This is a genomic window from Cellulosimicrobium sp. BMG9.23, from assembly GCF_059159985.1.
On the sequence record NZ_JBZGBZ010000006.1, the window covers coordinates 243,838 to 265,199 of the forward strand.

Consider the following 21,362-nt stretch of genomic DNA (forward strand, 5'->3'; position numbering starts at 1 on the left):
CGACCACGGCTCTACCTCGCGCTCCGGCCCGGGTAGCGTGAGCCCATGACCAGCGCTCGTCCCGAACCTGTCGCCGTGCCCGTCCCCACCGCCGAGGACGAGGTGGTGCGCATCTGCCAGGACCTGCTGCGCATCGACACGTCCAACTTCGGCGACGGGTCGGGGCCCGGCGAGCGCGCGGCGGCCGAGCACGTCATGGCGCTGCTGCACGAGGTGGGCCTCGAGCCCGAGCTCTTCGAGTCCGCACCAGGTCGCGCGAGCGTCGTCGTGCGGCTCGAGGGAGCGGACCCGACCCGGCCCGCGCTCGTGCTGCACGGGCACCTCGACGTCGTGCCCGCGCAGGCGTCCGACTGGTCCGTCGACCCGTTCGCGGGCGAGGAGCGCGACGGCCTGCTGTGGGGGCGCGGCGCGGTCGACATGAAGGACATGGACGCGATGATCCTCGCGGTCGTGCGCCAGATGGTGCGCGAGGGGCGCAAGCCCGCGCGCGACGTCGTCGTCGCGTTCTTCGCCGACGAGGAGGCGGGCGGGACGTACGGGGCGCGCTACGCCGTCGACCACCGACCGGAGCTCTTCGAGGGCGCGACCGAGGCGATCAGCGAGGTGGGCGGGTTCTCCGTCGAGGTCGGCGGCCGGCGTGCGTACCTGCTGCAGACCGCGGAGAAGGGCATCGCGTGGCTCCGGCTCGTCGCCGACGGCCGCGCCGGGCACGGCTCGCAGGTCAACCACGACAACGCGGTGACGCGGCTCGCCGAGGCGGTCGCGCGCATCGGGACCCACCACTGGCCGAACACGCTCACGCCGACGGTCGACGCGCTCCTGCGCGGCGTCGCCGACCTCACCGGCCTGCGCTACGACCCCGAGGACCCGCGCAGCGTCGACGCGCTCGTCGCCGCGCTCGGTCCCGCGTCGCGCTTCGTCGGCGCGACCGTGCGGCACACGTCGAACCCCACCCAGCTCGCCGCCGGGTACAAGGCGAACGTCATCCCGGGGCGGGCCGAGGCCACGATCGACGCGAGGCTGCTCCCCGGGCACGAGGAGGACGGTTTCGAGCGCTTGCGCGAGCTCGCGGGCGAGCACGTGCGGGTCGAGGAGATCCACCGCGACATCGCGCTCGAGGTGCCCTTCACGGGCGACCTCGTCGACTCGATGGTCGACGCGCTCGTCGCGGAGGACCCGGAGGCGACCGTCCTGCCGTACACGCTCTCGGGCGGGACGGACAACAAGTCGCTCGCGCGCCTCGGCATCACCGGGTACGGCTTCGCGCCCCTGCGCCTGCCCGGCGACCTCGACTTCTCGGGCATGTTCCACGGCGTCGACGAGCGCGTGCCCGTGGACTCCCTGCGGTTCGGGGTCCGCGTGCTCGACCGCCTCCTGCGCACCTGCTGACGCGTCAGCGGTCGTCGAGGAGCGCGGCGACCGTCGCGCGCAGCTGCGCGCGGTAGCCGCCGCCGAACAGCACGGCGTGGACCGCGACAGGGTAGACCTGGTGCAGCGCGACCCGGTGCCGCCACCCGCGCGCCAGCGGACGGACCTCCTGGTAGCCCGCGACGATCTCGTCGAGGTGCGGGGCGCCGAAGAGCGCGAGCATCGCGAGGTCGGATTCGCGGTGCCCGCCGTGCGCCGCCGGGTCGATGAGCACGGCCTCCGCCTCCGGGGAGCCGTCCGGCGCGGCGTCGGTCGGTGCCGCCCACAGGACGTTGCCCGACCACAGGTCGCCGTGCAGGCGCGCGGGGGAGTCGTCGAGCGCCGGTCGAGCGAGGTCCGGGAGACGGTCGGCCAGGCGCCCGAGGAGCACCGCGTCGTCGCCTCCGAGCGCCCCGCGCGCGCGACCCTGCTCCACGACCGGCGCGAGCCGGGCCTCGGCGTAGAACGTCGGCCAGTCCGCCCAGGCGCCCGTCGGCATCGGTAGCGGGTCGTCGAGCGGACCGAAGAACCCGTCCCCGTGCCAGCCGGCGGGCGGTGCGCCCCAGGCGGGCGCCCCGGCGTCGTGCACGACGGCGAGGCGGCGCCCGAGCGCGCGGGCGGCCGACGGCGTCGGGCGGGCGGGCTGCAACCGCTCCAGGTCGAGGTGCGTCCGGCCCGCGCCGCGGACCTCGACGACCCGCGGACCACCCGGCACGCGGAGCCACGCGAGCCCGGCGGCCTCGCACGCGAAGAACCCCTTCGGTGCGTCGGCACGGGACTTCGTGAAGACGTCGTTCACGCGTCCCACCGGGCCGACGTCACAGCGTCGAGCGCACCCGGATGATCTTGCGCCGCAGCCACACACGGCGCTCCCCCCCGACGTACAGGCGCGTGCGGGCCAGCTCCCACCGGCCGTACTCGGCCTCGTCCGTCAGCAGCCTGGTCGCGTCGGACCGGCTCGTCGAGCGGTCGATCGTCAGGACGCGGTACTCGTACTGCCCACCCTGCGCGACCCTCTCGGGCCGCCGGCGTGACGTCGACCTGTTCTCCACGTGTCACCGTCCTCGTTCCGCTGGTCGTGTCGGCGACCGGACGTGGTCGGCCACCGGCGACTTTCGAGTGCCATTGTGCCCCGCGCAGGGCTACCGTCAGGGTATGACCGCTGACCCGCGTGCCGCGCTCGACCGGTTCATCGCCGCGCTCGAGGCCCACTACAACGCCGTCGCCGCCCGTCGGGGGGACGACGACCCGTCCGTGGACGACGCCTACTACGTGCTCGCGGACGCCTTCGAGGTCTACGACGAGGCCCTCGGCCAGGTGCACGGAGAGGCGACGCCGTTCTACCTCGCCGAGGAGGACGACGAGGACGACGACGAGGACGAGGACGACGAGGACGGCCTCGACGAGGCGGACGAGGCGATCGACACGATCGACGACGACGAGCTCGCGAGCGAGCTCGAGACCGACGGGGCGCGCTGACCTCTCGCGGTCACCACCTCTCGGGGTAGCCGACCTCGATCTCGCTGACGTCGTCGAGCGCCGCGCGCACGGCGTGCGGCAGCTCGAGGTCGGTCGCGTCGAGCGACGCGCGCAGCTGGGCGGGCGTGCGGGCACCGACGAGGGCGCTCGCCACGGTGGGCCGGCCCAGCAACCAGGACAGGGCCACGTCGAGCGGCGCGCGCCCGAGACCCTCGGCAGCGGTCACGACGGCCTCGACCACGCCCGACGACCCGTGGTCGAGGTACGGCTCGACGAACGCCGCGAGGTGCGGTGACGCGCCGCGCGAGTCCGCGGGCAGCGAGCGCCGGTACTTGCCCGTGAGCACCCCGCGCCCGAGCGGCGACCAGGCGAGCAGGCCGAGTCCCAGGGCGTCGGCGGCGGGCACGACCTCGCGCTCGGCGCCGCGCTGCAGGAGCGAGTACTCGACCTCGACGGCCGCGAGCCCCACGTCGTCGGTCCCCCCGAGGAGCGCCGCGGCCTGCGCCGTCGCCCACCCGGGGTGGTTGGACAGCCCCACGTAGCGCGCCCGGCCCGACGTCACCGCGTGGCGCAGCGCGGAGAGCGTCTCCGTGAACGGCGTGCCGGCGTCGGGCGCGTGGACGAGGAACAGGTCGACGTGGTCGGTGCCCAGCCGGTCGAGCGAGTCGTCGAGCGAGTCGAGCAGCGCGCCGCGCGACGCGTCCACGACCGGGCCCTGCGCTGTGTGCCGCACGCCCGCCTTCGTGCACAGCAGCACGTCGCGCCGGGACACCTTGCTCCCCAGCAGGGAACCGAGCAGGGTCTCGGCGTCGCCGTCGGCGTACGACGCCGCGGTGTCGACGAGCGTCCCGCCCGCGTCCACGAAGTCGCGCAGCTGCTCGCCGGCGTCGAGCTCGTCGGTGTCGCGGGCCCACGTCATCGTCCCGAGGCCGAGGACGGACACGCGCAGGCCGGTGCGGCCGAGCTGGCGGAGTTCCATGGGAGCCGAGGGTACCGGCGCGCACCCGCTCGCGCGGGCCGGGCGCGCGCCGTCGGACCCGGACCCGGACAGGTTCACCCGGTGGTCGGGACCGGCCTCCGCGCCCGGTATCGTGGCCGCTCGTGAATGCGTGGGAAGCCGTCCTCCTCGGCCTCGTCCAGGGCCTGACCGAGTTCCTCCCGATCTCCTCGAGCGCGCACCTGCGCATCGTCGGGGAGCTCATCGGGTCCCAGGACCCGGGTGCGGCCTTCACGGCCATCACCCAGATCGGGACGGAGACGGCCGTCCTGCTCTACTTCCGGCGGGACATCGCGCGCATCTGCGTCGCCTGGTGGCGGTCGCTGCGCGGCGACCACGGCACGGACTGGCGTTCCCGCATGGGTCGCGGCGACCACGACGCCCTCATGGCGTGGTACATCGCCCTGGGCTCGGTTCCCATCGTGGTGCTCGGCCTCCTCTTCCAGGACGCCATCGAGAACACGTTCCGCAACCTCTACCTCACGGCCCTCATGCTGGCCGTCTTCGCGCTCCTGCTCGGCTGGGCGGACCGCGTCGGCGCCAAGCGCCGCGCGCTGCGCGAGCTCACGCCCGGGCAGGCGGTCGCGTTCGGGTTCGCGCAGGCGCTCGCGCTCGTACCGGGCGTCTCGCGCTCGGGCGGCACGATCACGGCGGGGCTCCTCATGGGGTACACGCGAGAGGCCGCGGCGCGCTACTCGTTCCTCCTCGCGATCCCCGCGGTGCTCGGATCGGGGTTCTACCAGCTGTTCAAGTCCGCGGGGGAGCCCGTGCCGGGCGCCCCGGGCGCCGGGGCGACGCTCATCGCGACGCTCGTCGCGTTCGTCGTGGGCTACTTCGTCATCATCGCGTTCCTCAAGATCGTCTCGACGTTCAGCTACACGCCGTTCGTCGTCTACCGCCTCGTGCTGGCCGCGCTCCTCGTGCTGCTCCTGCTCACGGGCGTGCTCGAGCCCGGCGGCTCGACCGCCACGACCGGCTGACCGGCAGCCCGCACCGGGTGCGGGCTGCCGCGCGAGGTGGGGTTCGTCACGTCAGCACCGTCGCGCGGCGGCGCAGGCCGTGCCCGTGCGGGACACCGGCGCGTGGCGTGCGACCGGGCCGTTATGGTGGTCGCGTGCACAGCTGGCCCGCCCCGCAGATCCCCGAGCTCCCCGGCCGTGGCCGCCCCGTCCGGGTGCACGACTCGACTACCGGCGGGCTCGTCGTCGCCGCCCAGGGTGACACCGCGACGCTCTACGCGTGCGGCATCACGCCCTACGACGCGACGCACATCGGTCACGCGAACACCTACGTCGCCTTCGACCTCCTCGTGCGCGCCTGGCGCGACGCCGGGTACGAGGTCACGTACGCGTCGAACGTCACGGACGTGGACGACCCCCTGCTCGAGCGCGCCGCGGCCACCGGCGTCGACTGGCGCGCGCTCGCGGCGGAGCAGATCGCGCTCTTCGCCGAGGACATGACGGCGCTGGGCGTCGTGCCGCCCGACGTCTGGGACGGCGCGGTCGAGAGGATCCCCACCGTGGTGGAGGCCGTCTCCGCGATGCTGGCGGCAGGGACCGCGTACCGCGTCCCGGTCGAGCCCGGCGCCGGCGGCACCGACGCGGGGCTCGGGGACGTCTACGCCGACCTGTCGGCCGACACGGCCTTCGGCTCCGTCTCGCGCTTCGGGCGCGACGTCATGGAGCGGCTCTTCGCCGAGCGCGGGGGAGACCCGGACCGCGACGGGAAGAAGGACCCGCTCGACCCGCTGCTGTGGCGGCGCGAGCGACCGGGCGAGCCGGCGTGGGACGGGGGCGAGCTCGGCACCGGGCGCCCGGGCTGGCACATCGAGTGCTCGGTCATCGGGCGCGACGCGCTCGGGCTGCCGTTCGACGTCCAGGGCGGCGGGGCGGACCTGCTGTTCCCGCACCACGAGATGTCGTCGTCCCACGACCGCGTCCTGTCCGACGGCGCCGCGCCGCGCGTGCACGTGCACGCCGGCCTGGTCGCCTACGAGGGCCAGAAGATGAGCAAGTCGCTCGGGAACCTCGTGCTCGTGTCGAACCTGCGCGCCACCGGCGTCGACCCCATGGCGATCCGCCTCGCGCTCCTGGCCCACCACTACCGCACCGAGTGGGAGTGGACCGACGACGACCTCCCGTCCGCCGCCGCGCGGCTCGAGACCTGGCGCGACGCCGTCTCGGGCAACGGCGGCCCGGACGCGACCGCGATGCTCGACGCCGTGCGGGCGGCGCTGGCGACGGACCTCGACGCGCCCGCGGCGCTCGCCGCGGTCGACGCGTGGGCCGCGGAGTCGCTGCGGCCCGGCCGCGACACAAGCGCCGACGACGAGGGCGCGCCCGGCGTCGTCGCCCGGACGGTCAACGCCCTGCTGGGCGTCCGGCTCTGACGGCTCGGCAGCCGGCGGCGGGGTCCTAGACCGTCGGACCCTTGCCGCGCTCCCCGGAGCTGCCCGGGTCACGACGCCGCAGGTACCGCTCGAACTCGCGCGCGATCGCCTCGCCGCTCGCCTCGGGGAGCTCGGCGGTGTCCTTGGCCTCCTCGAGCTGCTGCACGTACTCGGCGATCTCCGCGTCCTCGGCCGCGAGCTCGTCGACGCCGTGCTGCCACGCCTGCGCGTCCTCCGGCAGCTCGCCGAGCGGGATCGCCTCCGACACGAGCTCCTCGACGCGCGCGAGGATCGCGAGGGTCGCCTTGGGGGACGGCGGGTGCGCGACGTAGTGCGGGACGGCCGCCCACAGCGACACGGACTGCATCCCGCGCTCGGCGGCGGCGTGCTGCAGGACCCCGACGATGCCCGTGGGCCCCTCGTACGTGCTCGGCTCGACGTCGAGCACGGCCTGCAGGCCCACGCTCTCCGACGTGGCCGTCATGGGGATCGGGCGTGTGTGCGGCACGTCGGCGAGCAGCGCGCCGAGCGTCACGACCGTGCGGACGTCGTGCTCGACGGCGATGTCGAGGATCTCGCGGCAGTAGGTGCGCCACCGCATCGACGGCTCGATGCCGTGGACGAGGACGACGCGGCGACCGCTCGGCGCGATGGTCGCGGTCGCGATGGTCGTCGTGGGCCACGTGATCTCGCGGCGGCCGTCCTCGTCGGTCGTCACGACCGGGCGGTTCACCTGGAAGTCGTGGAACTCCTCGGGGTCGAGCTCGTCGACGTCCTCCGCTCCCCACACCTCGTGCAGGTGCGCCAGCGCGGACGTCGCGGCGCTCCCCGCGTCGTTCCAGCCCTCGAACGCCGCGATCATCACGGTCTGGCGGGCGCCGTCGTGCACGTTCTCGCTCATCGCCCCAGCCTATGCGGACCGGCCCGACGGCGGCGGGAGGGGTTCGCCCGTGGCGTACCTGCCCGCCGCGTAGGGTGGGAGCGGGCCGGCGCCCCGGCGCGGCCTCGCACCGACCCCCACCCCTGGAGCCCGAGTTGACCTCGCCACGCCCTGCCCCCGCACCCGTGCCCCGCGACGCGCTGCCCGCCGCCGTCCTGTGGGACATGGACGGCACGCTCGTGGACACCGAGCCGTACTGGATCGCGGCGGAGCACGAGCTCGTCGACGCCCACGGCGGCACCTGGACCCACGAGGACGCGATGTCGCTCGTCGGCAACCCGCTGCTCACCTCGGCGCAGATCATCCGCGAGCGCGGCGGCGTCGACCTGCCCGTCGAGGAGATCGTGCAGTTCCTCATCGGCCGCGTGATCGAGCAGGTCCGCGTCGAGGTGCCGTGGCAGCCGGGTGCGCGCGAGCTGCTGGCGTCGCTGCGCGAGGCGGGTGTCCCGTGCGCCCTCGTGACGATGTCCTACCGGGAGCTCGCCGAGCCCGTCGCTGCGCTCGCGCCCGCGGACGCGTTCCAGGTGCTCGTGTGCGGGGACGAGGTCGAGCGCGGCAAGCCCGACCCGGAGCCCTACCTCCTCGCCGCGGAGCGCCTGGGCGTCGACATCGCGCGGTGCCTGGCGATCGAGGACTCGCCGGCGGGCATCGCGTCCGCCCTCGCGTCCGGCGCCGCGACGCTCGGCGTCGAGGCCGTGGTCCCGGTCGACCCGGCGCCCGGCCTGAGCCGCACGCCGTCCCTCGAGCACGTCCACCTCGACCTGCTCGCACGTCTCGTCGACGGCGAGGTCGTGGACCTCATGCCCGTCGGCCGCTGACCGGGGGACCTCCCGGTACCACGCGCCCGGCGTCGCGCCGGTACATCGCCGCATGCTCGTGCAGCTCCGGGCGGCCGGTCGCACTCGCGTGCTCGTCGGTCCAGTCGGCGAGGTCCAGGAGGCGACGGCGCACGGTCGTCAAGACCTCGTCGGGAGCCGGCGCGAGATCGCGACCGTAGCCGTCGAGCAGGACGGTCAACCGGTCCCGTGGTGCGATCTCGGGCGCCGGTGGACCGGGGACGGGCATGTCCTCGCACCACCCGCACATCCGGTACGCGAGGTACGCCAGGTCCCAGACCCGGGGACCGGGGGAGGCCATGTCGACGTCGATGAACCCGACCAGACCGCCGTCGGCGTGGACCATGTTGTAGGGCGCGGCGTCGTTGAGGCACACGACCTCCGCCGGCTCGCGCACGGGGGAGCGCCACGTCGCGCCGTCCGCGGCGAAGCCGACGGTGGCGTCGTGCCACTCCCGCAGCATCGCGCCGGCCGCACGCAGGGTGTCCGGGTGCCAGACCCAGTCCGGGACCGGCCAGCCGCCGACCTCGCCCTCCAGCCACGTCAGGACCTCACGGCCCTGCGCGTCGAGGCCCAGCGGCGCCGGGACCGACGTCACCCCGTGCGCCCGTACCCACGCGAGCAGCGCGTGCACGGTCGGCGTCCACGGACCGGCGGTCCGGTGGACGGTGTCTCCGACGCGCACGACGTCGTTCACGTTCCCGCCCGGCAGCGGGCTCTCCGGGGTGTCGGCGTCGTCGGTGCGCACGGGGCGATGGTCGCACGAGCCGTCCCTCCGCTGCGAGGTCGGGGAGCCGAGGCAGTGCAGCTCAGAGCAGCGGCTCAGAGCAGCGGCTCAGAGCAGCCCGGCGAGGATCGCGGCGGCGCGCGCGGCGCCGTCGGTCTCGACCGGCAGGGTGCGCCGGTCGCGGCCGCCGGAGAGCTCGGCCACCATCGCCGCAGCGAGCGCGTCCGGGTCGGACGCCTCGGCGAACTCCACGCACCGGCCCGCGCCGTAGCGCTCGAGCCGGTGCCGGACGTGGACGTTCTGCTCGAAGTGGTGCCGGAGCGGGACGTAGAGGAACGGCGTGCCCGCGGCGGCGAGCTCCATGCACGTCGTGAGGCCGCCCTGCACGACGGCGAGGTCGCACGCCGCCAGGTGCCGGTACAGCTCGGGGACGTAGCCGCGGTACGTGACACCGGCCCGTCGCGGCAGGCTCGCGGGGTCGATCCGGGGGCCGGTCACGACGAGGACGTGCAGCCCGTCGACCAGCCGTCGCGCCGTCGGGACGGCGTCGAGCACGCGCCGCAGGAGCGAGGCGCCCACGCCGGAACCGCCGACGGTGACGACGCACAGCACGTCGTCGGCGCCGTAGCCCAGACGGTGCCGCAGCTCCTCGCGCTCGCCCACGCTCGGCGGGACGAACCCCGTGACGTAGCCGGCGAAGTCGAAGTTGTCCTCGGTCCACTCCCGGATCCCCGGGAGGCCGGGGCCGAGCGGAAGGTCGACCACGTCGGCCGGGTCGCCGACGAAGACCGAGCGGTCCCGGACCCGCCGGTAGCGCGCCCGCTGCTCGACCATCTCGGCGTTGTAGTCCGCGGTGAGCGCGGCCTCCCGGGCGCCGCCGTCGGGCATCGGGACCCAGCCGACGAAGTCGGTCATCCACGCGAACGAGAACCGCTTGAGCTCGGGGTTCTCGTGCAGGAAGTGGTCGACGTCCCACGCCTCGTCCCCGACGACGAGGTCGTAGTCGCCGTCGGCCACGACGTCGGCGAACACCATGAAGTTGGCGACCATGATCTCGTCCATCCGGCGGATCGCCTGGAACGCGTGCAGGTCGTGGTCGGCGGACTCGTCCTCGACGTGGGCGGACTCGTTGGCGAGCCACGCCGAGGCAGGGTGCACCCGCTCGCCGGCGTCGGCGAGCACGCGGGTCACCGGGTGTTGCGTCAGCCAGTCGACCTCGAGATCCGGGTGGTGCTCCCGCAGCGTCTGCACGACCGCCAGGTCGCGCCGGGCGTGGCCGAGGCCGATCGGGGAGGACAGGTACAGGGCCCGGCGGCGCCGGCGCTGCGCGTGCGTCCAGGTCAGACGGCGCGGCGAGAGCGGGTTCTCGGTCGTCGCGGTCCGCTCGACGAACTCCCGGACCAGGAGGTTGACCCGCACCGGGTCGCGCGCCGGCAGCCCGTGCCCGCCGCCGTCGACGAGGACGAGCTCGCCCCCCGTGAGCGCGGCGAGCCGCTCCCCGATGGCGGCGGGACGGACGGCGTCCTGCGTCCCGTGCACGACGAGCACCGGGCAGCGGACCTCCTCGCACAGGGGGTCGAGCGGCGTCCGCGTGGCGCCCTCGAGCCCGAGCCGACCGGCCGTGGTGTCGGCGAGCGTCTGCGGGCTGACCTCGTGGGCCCAGCCGACGACGTCCTCGATCTGCTTCGTGGAGTGGGGCTCGGTGAACATCTTCCCGGCGAAGAAGTCGACGTAGTCGTCGTACCCGCCGCCGAGCCAGTACTCCTTGTTGTACTTGGCCCAGCCCTCCGTGGTGTCGTGATGGTGGTCCCACGCGTACTGCTCGCGCTCCGGCATCGAGACCGCCAGCCCGCACGAGGGGGCGATGGCGACGATCCCCTGCACGCGCGCCGGGTGGGCCACCGCCAGGTGGACCGCCCAGGCCGCCCCGCAGGAGTACCCCACGACGACGGCCCGGTCGGTCTCCGTGTCGTCCAGCACAGCGGCCGCGTCCGCCGCGTACTGCTCGTCGGTGTAGGCCGCGGCGCCCTCCGGCCGGCCGGCGTCCCCGCTGCCGCGGCCGTCGAACGTGACGACGCGGAAGGAGCGCGACAGGAAGGGCACCTGGGCCTTCCAGAACCGGGACCGCACGAGGGACCAGGTCGGCAGCAGCAGCACGGTGGTCTCGCCGCTGCCGTGGACGGCCCAGGGGAGCCGCACGCCGTCCCGGACGGCGACGCCGGTGCGGTCGGGCGGGCGTGCTGGCCGCGGCTCCCTCAGTTCCATACTCATTCCTACTCCTCCTGGCCCCCGAGCGTCAGGCCCGGATCTCCAGGACGCGGTTGAACGGCGTCTCGGCGACGGACGCGAACCGGCCGAAGCCCGCCGCGGTCGCGACGTCCCGGATGCGGGCCGGGCCGGCCTGCGTGCCGAGCGCGAGCCCGACGTCCTGCGACAGCGACGCGGGCGTGCACAGCAGCGTGGAGAAGCCGTAGTACGCCCGCCCCACGGGGTTGAGGTTGTCCTCCACGTGGTCCCCGGCCATCGGCTCGACGACCATCCAGGTGCCGTCCGGAGCCAGCGCGCGCCGGACCTGCTCGGCGGCCCCGACGGGGTCGCCCATGTCGTGCAGGCAGTCGAACATCGTCACGAGGTCGAACCCTGTCCCGGGGAGCTCCTGGGCCGAGGCCACCTCGAACCGGACGCGGTCCGAGACGCCCGCGTCCGCCGCCCGCTGCCGTGCGGTGGCGATCGACTCGGGGTGGTAGTCGGAGCCCACGAACCGCGACCGCGGGAAGGCCTGGGCCATGAGCACGGTCGACGCGCCGTGCCCGCAGCCCACGTCCGCGACGAGGGCGCCTGCCTGCAGCTTCTCGACGACCCCGTCGAGCGCGGGGAGCCACTCGTCGACGAGGTGCGCGTGGTAGCTGGGGCGGAAGAACCGCTCGCAGCCGACGTGGACGTCGGTGACGTGCTCGTGCCAGCCGAACCCGCCGCCGCTCCGGGCGGCGTCGAGGACGTGGTCGACGTCGTGCACGGTGCCCAGGGCGATCTGGAAGAAGCCGGGCAGGAACGCCGGGCTGTCCTCGACCGTGAGCGCGACCGCCTGCTCGGGCGGGAGCGTGTACCGGCCCGACGGCGGGTCGTACGTCAGGTAGGCGCCCGCGGCCTGGGCGTTGAGCCACTCCCGCGCGTACGGCTCGGCGGTGCCGGTGCGCTGGGCCAGCTCGGCCGGCGTGGTGGGGCCGTGGGCGGCGAGGTCCCGGTAGTAGCCGAGCTTGTCGCCGAGGACGACGAGCGCCGCGTTGAGGGTCGCGCCGACCTCGTCGACGGCGCGGAAGACGAACGCCATGAGGGCGTCCATGTCGAGGGCCGGGGGCGCCTCGCTCGAGGTGGTCATCGGATGCTCCTGTGGTGTCGGTGTCCCGGCGGGTGCCGGTACCGGCGAACGTAGGCGTGGGCCCGTTCCGCCCGCGTCAGGTGGCCCCCCTGGTCGTCCGAGACGCAGAGGCTCGTCCCGTCGGGCCTGGCGGGCGCCTCTCTAGACTCATGGACGTGGTGCTCCTCGGCAGGGCCGCCGAGCAGGAGACGGTCTCCCGCCTCCTCGCCTCGGCGCGTCTCGGCCGTGGTGGCGCGCTGGTGGTCACGGGGGAGCCGGGGATCGGCAAGACCGCGCTGCTGTCCGACGCGGTCGCGACCGCCGTCGGCGACGGCGGGGTCACGCGTGTGCTCGAGGTGACGCCCGCGGAGGTGGAGCGGGACCTGCCGTTCGCGGCGCTCCACGCGCTGCTGCTGCCCGCCCTGCCGCTGCTCGACGACATCCCCGGCCCGCAGGCCCGCGAGCTCGGAGCGGCGCTCAGCCTCCGTCCCGGCGACGGGAGGGACCGGTTCGCGATCGGCGCGGCGACCCTGAGCCTGCTCAGCCGCTACGCCGAGGACGGCCCCGTCGTCGTCGTGCTGGACGACGTGCACTGGGCGGACCGGCCGTCGGTCGACGCGCTGGCGTTCGCCGCCCGCCGCGTGCGCGACGACCCGGTCGCAGTCCTTGTCGCGGGGCGCAGCGGCGAGCTCCCGGAGGCCGTGCACGACCTGCCGGCGCTCGCGCTCGGCGGCATCGCCCCGGACGCCGCCGCACGGCTGCTCTCCGCGGCGTATCCGGACGGGCCGTCGCGCGCGCTCGACGAGCTGTACCGGGAGACGGGCGGGAACCCCCTCGCGCTGCTCGAGCTCGCGGCCGAACCGGGGGACGACGCGACCGCGGGCGACGCCGCCGCAGGGTTCCCGCCCACCCTCCCCGAGAGGCTCCAGAGGGCGTTCGGGCGGCGGCTGGACGCCCTGTCGACGGCCGAGCGCGCGGTCGCCCTCGTGGCGACGCTCGCCGGGGGCGACCTCCGGCTGACCCGTGCCGCGTGCCGTCGGCTCGACCTCGACCCCGCAGGCTTGGACGGTGCCGCCCGGGCCGGGCTGCTGACGGTCGGTGGCGAGCACGTCACCTTCCGGCACCCGCTGCTGCGCTCGGTCGTCTACGGCGCGGCCGACCGTGAGCTCCGACGGCGCGCGCACCGGAGCCTCGCCACCGAGCTCGCGTCCGTGGACGCCGACCGCCGCGCGTGGCATCTGGCGGCCGCCACGACCCGGCTCGACGAGGACGTCGCGACGCTCCTCGAGCAGCTCGGGGACCGGGCGGCGGCACGGACGGCGTTCACCGTCGCGTCGACCGCGCTCGAGCGTGCGGCCCACCTGAGCCCGGCGCCCGAGAGGGCACGTTCGCGGCTCCTCGCGTCCGCCCGGGCAGCCTGGGACGGAGGCGTGCCGGAGCGGGCGCTCGCGCTGCTGGACGACGCCGAGCCCTCGAGCGGGCCACCCTCCGCTCCCGGTGCGGAGCTGCGTGCCACCATCGCGATGCGCTCGGGCTCGGTGCGCGACGGGCTGGACCTGCTCGAGCGGGCGGCGGACCTCGCCTCGGTCGACGAGCGCGTCCTGCTCCTCGCCGAGGCCACGCGCGCCTGCATGTACCTCGTCGACACGACCGCGCTGCGCCGTGTCGAGGCACGGCTCGTCGCGTCGCTGCCCGACACGACGGATCCCGTGGCCCGGGCCGTCGGGCTCGCGTCGTCCGGGGCGTCGGGCGTCCTGCTCGGGCGCGACAGCACCGCCCGGCTCCGCGCCGCCGTCGCGCTGCTGGCCGAGCACGCCGACCCGCTCGCGCACCCCGCGGCGCTGCCGTGGTTGATGCTGGCGCCGCTGTTCCTGCGCGATGCCGTCGACGGCGCACGGCTGCGCGACCTGGTGGACCAGGTCCGCACGCGCGTCGGGGTCGGGGCCTTGCCCGACGTCCTCTTCCACGTCGCCCGGGACCAGGCGACGTCGAACGCCTGGGAGCGGGCGGCCGCCAACTACGACGAGGCCGCACGGCTGGCCCGGGAGACCGGTCAGGGCGGGGAGCTGGCCATGGCGCTCGCCGGACTCACCTGGCTCGAGGCGCGCGCCGGGCGGAGCGCTGCGTGCCGGGAGCACGCGGCCGACGCGTCGGCGCTCTGCCGCGAGCGGTCGATGCTCTTCGGCGAGATCTGGTGCGAGCTCGCGCTCGGTGACCTCGCGCTGTCGGAGGGCACACCGGGCGAGGCGGCAGACCGGCTCACGGCGCTCGCAGCGCGGCTCAGGGAGCTGGGCGTCGGCGACCCCGACCTGCACCCGGGGCCGGAGCTGGTGGACGCCCTGGAACGCACAGGGCGGGCCGAGGCGGCCCGGGCGGTCGCTGCGCAGTTCGCGGTCGCGGCGACCGCGAGCGGCCGCCCGTGGACCCGTGCCCGCGCCGACCGGGCGCTCGGCCTCGTCGCCGCCGAGGACGAGTTCGCGGCGCACTTCGGGTCGGCCCTCGCGCGTCACGCGCAGACCCGGGACGTCTTCGAGCGGGCACGGACACAGCTCGCCTTCGGGATGCGGCTGCGCCGTGCGGGGCGGCGCGTGGACGCCCGACCGCTCCTGCGGGACGCGCTGGGGACGTTCGACACGCTCGGTGCGGTCGTCTGGGCCGAGAACGCCCGGACCGAGCTCGAGGCGACCGGCGAGAAGGTCGCGCCACGTGGTGTCGTCGGCCCAGGTGCGCTCACGCCGCAGGAGCTGCAGGTCTGCCTGCTCCTCGCCGAGGGACGGACGACGCGGGAGGCGGCGGCGGCCCTGTTCCTCAGCCCCAAGACGATCGAGTACCACCTGCGCAAGGTCTACACGAGACTCGGCATCCACTCCCGGGAGGAGCTCGCCGACGTGCTCCGGGGAGCGGACCCGCCGACCGCATAGTCTGTGCCGGTGGACGGACCAGAGCCCCGAGCCCCCCGCACGCCCGCACGTCAGGACGCGCCCGGGCGCACCAAGGGATGGGTGATCGGTCGTGTGTCGGGTGCCCCCGTCATCCTCACGCCGTCGTGGTTCATCGCCGCCGCGATCCTCACCGTGCTGTTCGCGCCGACGGTCGAGAGCCTGGCCCCCCACCTCGGCCGCGAGCGGTTCCTCGTGTCGTTCGCGTTCGTGCTGCTGCTCTTCGGGTCGGTCTTCCTCCACGAGGTCGCGCACGCGCTCGTCGCCCGTGCGCGGGGCCAGCACGTGACCGAGCTCGCCGTCACGCTGTGGGGCGGCCACACCGCGTACTCCGGCACGTCGGCCCGTCCGCTCGACGGGTTCCTCATCTCCGTGGTGGGTCCGCTCACCAACCTCGCGCTCGCCGTCGTGTTCTGGGTCAGCTTCCAGGCCATGGACGTCTTCTCCGTCCCCGCGCTGCTGCTCTACGCGGGCGCGTTCTCCAACGCGTTCGTCGGCTTCTTCAACCTCCTGCCCGGGCTCCCGCTCGACGGCGGGCAGATCCTCGAGTCCGCCGTGTGGGCGGCGACCGGCTCGCGGACGAAGGGCACGGTCGCGGCGGGCTGGGTCGGTCGGGCCGTCGCCGTGGGAGTTGTCGCGTGGGCGCTGCTGTGGCCGCTGTCGGTCGGCCGGCAGCCCTCCCTCTGGACCGTCGCCTGGGCGGCCCTCATCGGCGCCTTCCTCTGGTCCGGCGCGGGGCAGGCGATCGCGGCCGGGCGGACGCGCGAGGCGGTCTCGGGCCTGTCCGTGCGGGCCCTTGCCGGTCCGGCTGTCCCCGTCTCGTCCGGCGCGTCCGTCGCGGCGGTCGGCCATGCTGTGGCGCTCGCGGGCGGGCCGCACGTCCTGGCCGTGCTGGTCGACGACGGTGGGCGGACCGTCGGGTACGTCGACCCGGCCGCGGCCGCCGCGGTCCCGCCCGACGTCGCCGAGACGACGCCCGTCGGCGCGGTCGCCGTGCCGCTGCCGCCCAGGACCGCGGTGGACGCCGCCCTCGCCGGGCAGGAGATGTTCGCCGCGCTCGCCCGTGTGGGGCGGCAGGCGGCCGTCGTCCCCGTGACCGACGGCGGCCGCGTCGTCGGGGCGCTCGAGGTCGCCCGGGTCGTCGCCGCGCTGCGCGACGCACGACGGCGCTGAACCCGTCCGCCACGGGTGGTCCGGAGCGCACGGGCGGGGCTCGCAAGGCCCGCGCAGGCGGCCCCGTAGGATGGTCGCCCGTGACCGACGAGCCCACCGCCACCCCGCCCGGCCAGCCCTCCGCCCCCGAGACCGCGGACGGCCCAGCGCGCGCCGTCGCGACGGGCGCCGACCAGCGGCGCGGTCCGCTGCGCGTGGGGGACAAGGTGCAGCTCACGGATCCCCGGGGCCGCCTGCACACCATCACGCTCGCCCCGGGCGCCACGTTCCACACGCACAAGGGCTATCTGAAGCACGACGATCTCATCGGGGCGCCCGAGGGCTCGGTCGTGCGCAACACCGCGGAGATCGAGTACCTCGCGCTGCGCCCGCTGCTGTCCGACTACGTGCTGTCCATGCCGCGCGGTGCCGCGGTGGTCTACCCCAAGGACGCCGGACAGATCGTCGCGATGGCCGACGTCTTCCCCGGTGCGCGCGTGATCGAGGCCGGCGTGGGCTCGGGTGCGCTGACCATGTCGCTCCTGCGCGCCGTCGGCGATACGGGCGACCTCCACTCGATCGAGCGGCGCGAGGACTTCGCGGCGATCGCGCGCGGCAACGTCGAGAACTTCTTCGGCGGCGAGCACCCCGCGTGGACGCTCTCGGTGGGCGACCTCGCCGACGTCCTGCCGACCGTCGCCGCCGACGGCACCGTGGACCGCGTCGTGCTCGACATGCTCGCACCGTGGGAGAACCTCGACGTCGTGGCGCGCGCTCTCGTGCCCGGCGGGGTGCTCGTCTGCTACGTCGCGACGACCACCCAGCTGTCCCGCCTCGCCGAGGACCTGCGCTCGGACGGCCGGTACGCCGAGCCGGTCGCGTGGGAGTCGATGGTCCGTGGCTGGCACCTCGAAGGGCTCGCGGTGCGCCCGCAGCACCGCATGATCGGGCACACCGGGTTCCTCCTCACGGCGAGGCGTCTGGCGGACGGCGTCGCACCGCCCGAGCGCAAGCGCCGGCCCGCGAAGGGCGCGTACCCGACCGACGCCGAGCAGTGGTCCCCTGAGGAGCTCGGTGAGCGCCCCGTGTCCGAGAAGAAGATCCGCCGCGTGCGGCGCGACGTCGGGCAGGCGCCCGGAGAGGCGACGGGTGCGGGCCCGGATGCTGGCCCGGCTGCCGGCCCGGCCGCCGCGGAGGGGCCCACGGACGACGTGTCGGGTGCGTGACGTTCCGGTAACGATCGGTACCGCGTCGTCTCACCGTGGGTGTCGTCCGTGTACGCGGACGAGAATTGTGCCTAAGGTCTAGACCCGATCGCCGGTGGTGGCCGACCACGGCACGGTCGCGGCGCAGGCCGCGCGCCGTCCGGCCGCCCGCGGCGACCGGGTGACCCGCCGGCGAGAGGGGAACACCCGATGAGCGAGACATTCGGCCGCAGCGACGAGGGCGCGCCCAGCGGCGCGCGAGAGCTCGCGCTGCTCTCCGCGAAGAACGAGAGGCTCGCCGAGGCGCTGCGCGCCGCCCGCGACCAGATCCTCGACCTCAAGCGCCAGATCGACGACCTGGCCAAGCCCCCGGGCACGTACGCCGTGTTCCTCGCGGCGCACCCCGACGGCTCGGTCGACGTGTCCGCGTCGGGGCGCAAGATGCACGTGGGCGCGAGCCCGAGCCTCGACGTCGAACGCCTGCGCCCCGGCCAGGAGGTCAAGCTCAACGAGGCCATGACGGTCGTCGCCGCCGGCGGCTACGAGCGCACCGGCGAGATCGTCACGGTCAAGGAGGTCCTCGACGCCGACCGCGCGCTCGTCGTCGGGCGTGCCGACGAGGAGCGGGTCGTGCGCCTCGCGGGCTCCGTCGCGCACACCACGCTGCGCGTCGGCGACTCCCTGACGATCGACACGCGTTCGGGCTTCGTGTTCGAGGTCATCCCGAAGTCCGAGGTCGAGGAGCTCGTCCTCGAGGAGGTGCCGGACATCCGGTACGAGGACATCGGAGGCCTCGGCCCGCAGATCGAGCAGATCCGCGACGCCGTCGAGCTGCCGTTCACGCACCCCGACCTGTTCCGCGAGCACGGGCTGCGCCCGCCGAAGGGCGTCCTGCTCTACGGGCCGCCCGGCTGCGGCAAGACGCTCATCGCCAAGGCGGTCGCCAACTCGCTCGCCCACACCGTCGCCCGCTCGCGCGGCGAGGACGTCGAACCCGGCACCGCGAAGAGCTTCTTCCTCAACGTCAAGGGCCCGGAGCTGCTCAACAAGTACGTCGGCGAGACCGAGCGGCACATCCGGCTGATCTTCGCCCGAGCACGCGAGAAGGCGTCCCAGGGCACGCCCGTCGTCGTGTTCTTCGACGAGATGGAGTCGCTCTTCCGCACGCGCGGCACGGGCCTCTCGTCGGACGTCGAGACGACGATCGTGCCCCAGCTCCTCTCGGAGATCGACGGCGTCGAGCGCCTGGACAACGTCATCGTCATCGGCGCCTCGAACCGCGAGGACATGATCGACCCGGCGATCCTGCGCCCGGGACGTCTCGACGTGAAGATCAAGATCGAGCGACCCGACGCCGAGGGAGCGAAGGAGATCTTCGCCAAGTACCTCACCGACGACCTGCCGATCCACGCTGCGGACCTCGCCGAGCACGGCGGCGACGAGCGCGAGGTGCTCGACGCGATGATCCGCTCCGTCGTCGAGCGCATGTACTCCGAGGACGAGGAGAACCAGTTCCTCGAGGTCACGTACGCGAGCGGCGACAAGGAGATCCTCTACTTCAAGGACTTCAACTCCGGCGCGATGATCCAGAACGTCGTCGACCGCGCGAAGAAGTCCGCGATCAAGGACCTCCTCGCCACCGGCCAGCGCGGCATCCGTGTCGATCACCTCCTGGCGGCGTGCGTCGACGAGTTCAAGGAGAACGAGGACCTGCCGAACACCACCAACCCCGACGACTGGGCGCGCATCAGCGGCAAGAAGGGCGAGCGCATCGTCTTCATCCGCACGATCGTCCAGAAGAAGGGCGAGGGCGGCTCCCCGCGCACCATCGACACCGTCACGAACACCGGCCAGTACCTGTAGCGCTCCCGGGTCGGCCGAGCCGGGGTGTAGGTGGCGCCGGGTCGTGGCACTCCGGGGCGGCCGTGCGGCCGCCCCTCCGGCCACGCCCCGGCGCCGTCGCGCACGGACGTCACCGTGCGCGGTGGTGAGGGAGCGGATGAGCGGGTGGGGCGACGTCGGATGCGAAGGGCGTCAAGGCCGCGCTCCTCGAACCCACGGCCGGATGACCGTGGTGACGGCGCGGCCAGCCCGAGCACCGACGACGCGCCACCCGCGGACCCGGGCACCACGACGCGCAGCCAGCCCGAGCACCGACGGGCGCGGCCGTGGACACGGCCGACGCGTCGTCGCAGGTGCGGCTTAGGGTGGGCGCGTGAGCGTACGACGGGTCATGGGGATCGAGACGGAGTACGGCGTGCTGCAGCCGGGACAGCCCCTGGCGAACCCGATGCTCATGTCGAGCCAGGTCGTCACGACGTACCGTGCGCTCGCTGCACGCAGCGACGGGGCTCGGGGCCGTGCGCGCTGGGACTACGACGACGAGGACCCGCTGCAGGACGCGCGGGGGTTCCACGTGCCGCGCGCGTCGGCGCACCCGTCGCTGCTCACGGACGACCCGGCCGCGCCGGCGCCGTCGGGACCGGTCGCGAGGGACGGGGCCGACGAGAAGGACGCCTCGTTCCAGGAGGTCGCGCGGCCGACGACGGAGGAGTACGACGACCCGAGCGCCGCGAACGTGATCCTCACGAACGGCGCGCGGCTGTACGTCGACCACGCGCACCCGGAGTACTCGTCGCCGGAGGTCACGGTGCCGCACGACGCGGTGTGCTGGGACGTCGCGGGGGAACGGGTGATGCTCGCGGCGTCGCGCGAGCTGGCGAACGCGCCGGGCGCTCCGGTGGTGCTCTACAAGAACAACGTCGACGGCAAGGGTGCGAGCTACGGCACGCACGAGAACTACCTCGTGGAACGGGCGGTGCCGTTCGGGGTGATCGTGGAGATCCTCACGCCGTTCCTCGTCACGCGACAGGTGTTCGCTGGCTCGGGGCGGGTGGGGCTCGGTCCCACGGGCGACGAGGACGGGTTCCAGGTCTCGCAGCGCGCGGACTACGTCGAGGCCGAGGTGGGTCTGGAGACGACGCTGCGGCGCCCGATCGTCAACACCCGCGACGAGCCGCACGCCGACCGGCAGCGGTGGCGGCGGCTGCACCTCATCATCGGCGACGCGAACCTCTTCGAGCCGGCGACGTACCTCAAGACGGGCACGACGTCGCTCGTGCTGTTCGTCGTCGAGCACCTGGAGGAGCTCGGCGCCGCGGTGCGGTCCCGGCTCGCGGGCCTGCGGCTCGCCGACCCGGTGGGCGACGTGCAGCGCGTGAGCCGCGACCTCGACCTGACGCAGGGACTGCGGCTCGCCGACGGCCGGACGCTCACCGCGCTGGAGATCCAGCGCGAGTACCTCGAGGTCGCGGTCGACGCGTCCCGGCGTCTGGCGGACGCCGACGGTCCGGACGCGCCGACGCGCGACGTGCTGGAGCGCTGGGAGTCCGTCCTGACGCGCCTCGCGACCGACCGGGAGTCGTGCGCGCGTGACGTCGAGTGGGTCGCGAAGCTGCGTCTGCTCGACCGGTTGCGCGAGCGCGACGGTCTGGACTGGGGACACTCGCGGCTCGCGGCGCTGGACCTGCAGTGGTCCGACGTGCGGCCGGAGCGCGGGATCTACCACCGTCTGCTCGCGGCCGGTGCGGTCGACCGGGTCGTCACGGAGCGTGAGGTCGGGGCGGCGGTGCACCACGCGCCGGAGGACACGCGCGCGTACTTCCGCGGCGAGGTCATGGCGCGGTTCGGGGACCAGGTGTCGGCGGCGAGCTGGGACTCGGTGATCTTCGACGTGCCCGGCTCGCCGTCGCTGCAGCGCGTCCCGATGATGGACCCGTTGCGGGGCAGCCGCGCCCACATCGGCGCGCTGCTCGACGCGAGCCCTGACGCGGCGTCCCTCCTGGCGGGTCTCGCGGCACCGGGGTGACGGTCAGGAACTAGGCTGGACGCACGACGGCGCCCCGCACGGGGCGTCGCGTGCGAGCAGGAACC

General features: G+C 74.6%; 17 protein-coding genes. 10 read left to right on the forward strand and 7 right to left on the reverse strand.

The genetic code is table 11. The features are described 5' to 3' along the window. Positions 1-45 precede the first annotated feature (45 nt). Entirely contained in the window at positions 46-1,389 is a 1,344-nt protein-coding gene (locus tag AC4H2G_RS12175) for a M20/M25/M40 family metallo-hydrolase (RefSeq protein ID WP_494366002.1), read from the forward strand. Between the two features lie 4 nt (positions 1,390-1,393). Here the strand turns inward: AC4H2G_RS12175 and AC4H2G_RS12180 are convergent, their stop codons facing one another. Beyond that, a complete protein-coding gene (locus tag AC4H2G_RS12180; protein ID WP_494366003.1) occupies positions 1,394-2,206 on the reverse strand; it encodes a fructosamine kinase family protein in 813 nt (270 codons plus the stop codon). A 19-nt stretch (positions 2,207-2,225) separates the two neighbouring features. Continuing rightward, positions 2,226-2,459, reverse strand: a complete 234-nt coding sequence (locus tag AC4H2G_RS12185) for a DUF5703 family protein (protein WP_494366004.1) — start codon at positions 2,457-2,459, stop codon at positions 2,226-2,228. Between the two features lie 103 nt (positions 2,460-2,562). Between AC4H2G_RS12185 and AC4H2G_RS12190 the strand changes: the two genes are divergently transcribed. After that, on the forward strand, positions 2,563-2,886 hold the full coding sequence (locus AC4H2G_RS12190; RefSeq protein ID WP_494366005.1) for a primosomal protein: 324 nt from the start codon (positions 2,563-2,565) through the stop codon (positions 2,884-2,886). A gap of 10 nt (positions 2,887-2,896) precedes the next feature. Here the strand turns inward: AC4H2G_RS12190 and AC4H2G_RS12195 are convergent, their stop codons facing one another. After that, positions 2,897-3,865, reverse strand: coding sequence for an aldo/keto reductase (locus tag AC4H2G_RS12195; RefSeq protein WP_494366006.1), 969 nt, complete (start codon positions 3,863-3,865; stop codon positions 2,897-2,899). Positions 3,866-3,987: 122 nt separating this feature from the next. Between AC4H2G_RS12195 and AC4H2G_RS12200 the strand changes: the two genes are divergently transcribed. Beyond that, positions 3,988-4,863, forward strand: coding sequence for an undecaprenyl-diphosphate phosphatase (locus tag AC4H2G_RS12200; RefSeq protein ID WP_494366007.1), 876 nt, complete (start codon positions 3,988-3,990; stop codon positions 4,861-4,863). A 134-nt stretch (positions 4,864-4,997) separates the two neighbouring features. After that, positions 4,998-6,272, forward strand: a complete 1,275-nt coding sequence (gene mshC, locus AC4H2G_RS12205; RefSeq protein WP_494366008.1) for a cysteine--1-D-myo-inosityl 2-amino-2-deoxy-alpha-D-glucopyranoside ligase — start codon at positions 4,998-5,000, stop codon at positions 6,270-6,272. Between the two features lie 25 nt (positions 6,273-6,297). Here the strand turns inward: mshC and AC4H2G_RS12210 are convergent, their stop codons facing one another. Then, positions 6,298-7,173, reverse strand: a complete 876-nt coding sequence (locus AC4H2G_RS12210; RefSeq protein ID WP_494366009.1) for a PAC2 family protein — start codon at positions 7,171-7,173, stop codon at positions 6,298-6,300. Positions 7,174-7,307: 134 nt separating this feature from the next. On the opposite strand from AC4H2G_RS12210, the gene AC4H2G_RS12215 reads away from it, so the two are divergent. Beyond that, positions 7,308-8,030: an HAD family hydrolase gene (locus AC4H2G_RS12215; RefSeq protein WP_494366010.1), complete on the forward strand. Its 723-nt coding sequence runs from the start codon at positions 7,308-7,310 to the stop codon at positions 8,028-8,030. On the opposite strand, the gene AC4H2G_RS12220 is transcribed toward AC4H2G_RS12215, so the two are convergent. The 3 genes from AC4H2G_RS12220 to AC4H2G_RS12230 all read right to left on the reverse strand — a co-directional run bounded on the left by AC4H2G_RS12220 (position 8,011) and on the right by AC4H2G_RS12230 (position 12,154). Then, a complete protein-coding gene (locus AC4H2G_RS12220) occupies positions 8,011-8,796 on the reverse strand; it encodes an aminoglycoside phosphotransferase family protein (RefSeq protein ID WP_494366011.1) in 786 nt (261 codons plus the stop codon). The genes AC4H2G_RS12215 and AC4H2G_RS12220 overlap by 20 nt on opposite strands. Before the next feature lie 87 nt (positions 8,797-8,883). Next, positions 8,884-11,046, reverse strand: a complete 2,163-nt coding sequence (locus tag AC4H2G_RS12225) for an alpha/beta hydrolase (protein WP_494366012.1) — start codon at positions 11,044-11,046, stop codon at positions 8,884-8,886. Positions 11,047-11,071: 25 nt separating this feature from the next. After that, on the reverse strand, positions 11,072-12,154 hold the full coding sequence (locus AC4H2G_RS12230) for a class I SAM-dependent methyltransferase (RefSeq protein WP_494366013.1): 1,083 nt from the start codon (positions 12,152-12,154) through the stop codon (positions 11,072-11,074). 155 nt (positions 12,155-12,309) lie between these two features. On the opposite strand from AC4H2G_RS12230, the gene AC4H2G_RS12235 reads away from it, so the two are divergent. From AC4H2G_RS12235 to dop, 5 genes are all read left to right on the forward strand, one after another. After that, entirely contained in the window at positions 12,310-15,054 is a 2,745-nt protein-coding gene (locus AC4H2G_RS12235; protein WP_494366014.1) for an ATP-binding protein, read from the forward strand. 9 nt (positions 15,055-15,063) lie between these two features. After that, positions 15,064-16,245, forward strand: coding sequence for a site-2 protease family protein (locus AC4H2G_RS12240; protein WP_494366015.1), 1,182 nt, complete (start codon positions 15,064-15,066; stop codon positions 16,243-16,245). Between the two features lie 194 nt (positions 16,246-16,439). Further along, the gene (locus tag AC4H2G_RS12245) at positions 16,440-17,450 is read left to right on the forward strand and encodes a tRNA (adenine-N1)-methyltransferase (RefSeq protein WP_494366109.1); all 1,011 of its coding nucleotides are present in this window, start codon (positions 16,440-16,442) and stop codon (positions 17,448-17,450) included. A 189-nt stretch (positions 17,451-17,639) separates the two neighbouring features. Beyond that, positions 17,640-19,292: a proteasome ATPase gene (gene arc, locus AC4H2G_RS12250; protein ID WP_494366016.1), complete on the forward strand. Its 1,653-nt coding sequence runs from the start codon at positions 17,640-17,642 to the stop codon at positions 19,290-19,292. Positions 19,293-19,662: 370 nt separating this feature from the next. After that, on the forward strand, positions 19,663-21,297 hold the full coding sequence (dop, locus tag AC4H2G_RS12255) for a depupylase/deamidase Dop (protein ID WP_494366110.1): 1,635 nt from the start codon (positions 19,663-19,665) through the stop codon (positions 21,295-21,297). Positions 21,298-21,362: the final 65 nt, after the last annotated feature.

What these genes read in the sequence shown, in the direction of transcription:
- AC4H2G_RS12175 (WP_494366002.1), top strand. Translation starts at nt 46, where the DNA reads ATGACCAGCGCTCGTCCCGAACCTGTCGCCGTGCCCGTCCCCACCGCC.
- AC4H2G_RS12190 (WP_494366005.1), top strand. Translation starts at nt 2,563, where the DNA reads ATGACCGCTGACCCGCGTGCCGCGCTCGACCGGTTCATCGCCGCGCTC.
- AC4H2G_RS12195 (WP_494366006.1), bottom strand. Translation starts at nt 3,865, where the DNA reads ATGGAACTCCGCCAGCTCGGCCGCACCGGCCTGCGCGTGTCCGTCCTC.
- AC4H2G_RS12210 (WP_494366009.1), bottom strand. Translation starts at nt 7,173, where the DNA reads ATGAGCGAGAACGTGCACGACGGCGCCCGCCAGACCGTGATGATCGCG.
- AC4H2G_RS12225 (WP_494366012.1), bottom strand. Translation starts at nt 11,046, where the DNA reads ATGAGTATGGAACTGAGGGAGCCGCGGCCAGCACGCCCGCCCGACCGC.
- AC4H2G_RS12230 (WP_494366013.1), bottom strand. Translation starts at nt 12,154, where the DNA reads ATGACCACCTCGAGCGAGGCGCCCCCGGCCCTCGACATGGACGCCCTC.
- arc (WP_494366016.1), top strand. Translation starts at nt 17,640, where the DNA reads ATGAGCGAGACATTCGGCCGCAGCGACGAGGGCGCGCCCAGCGGCGCG.
- dop (WP_494366110.1), top strand. Translation starts at nt 19,663, where the DNA reads ATGGGGATCGAGACGGAGTACGGCGTGCTGCAGCCGGGACAGCCCCTG.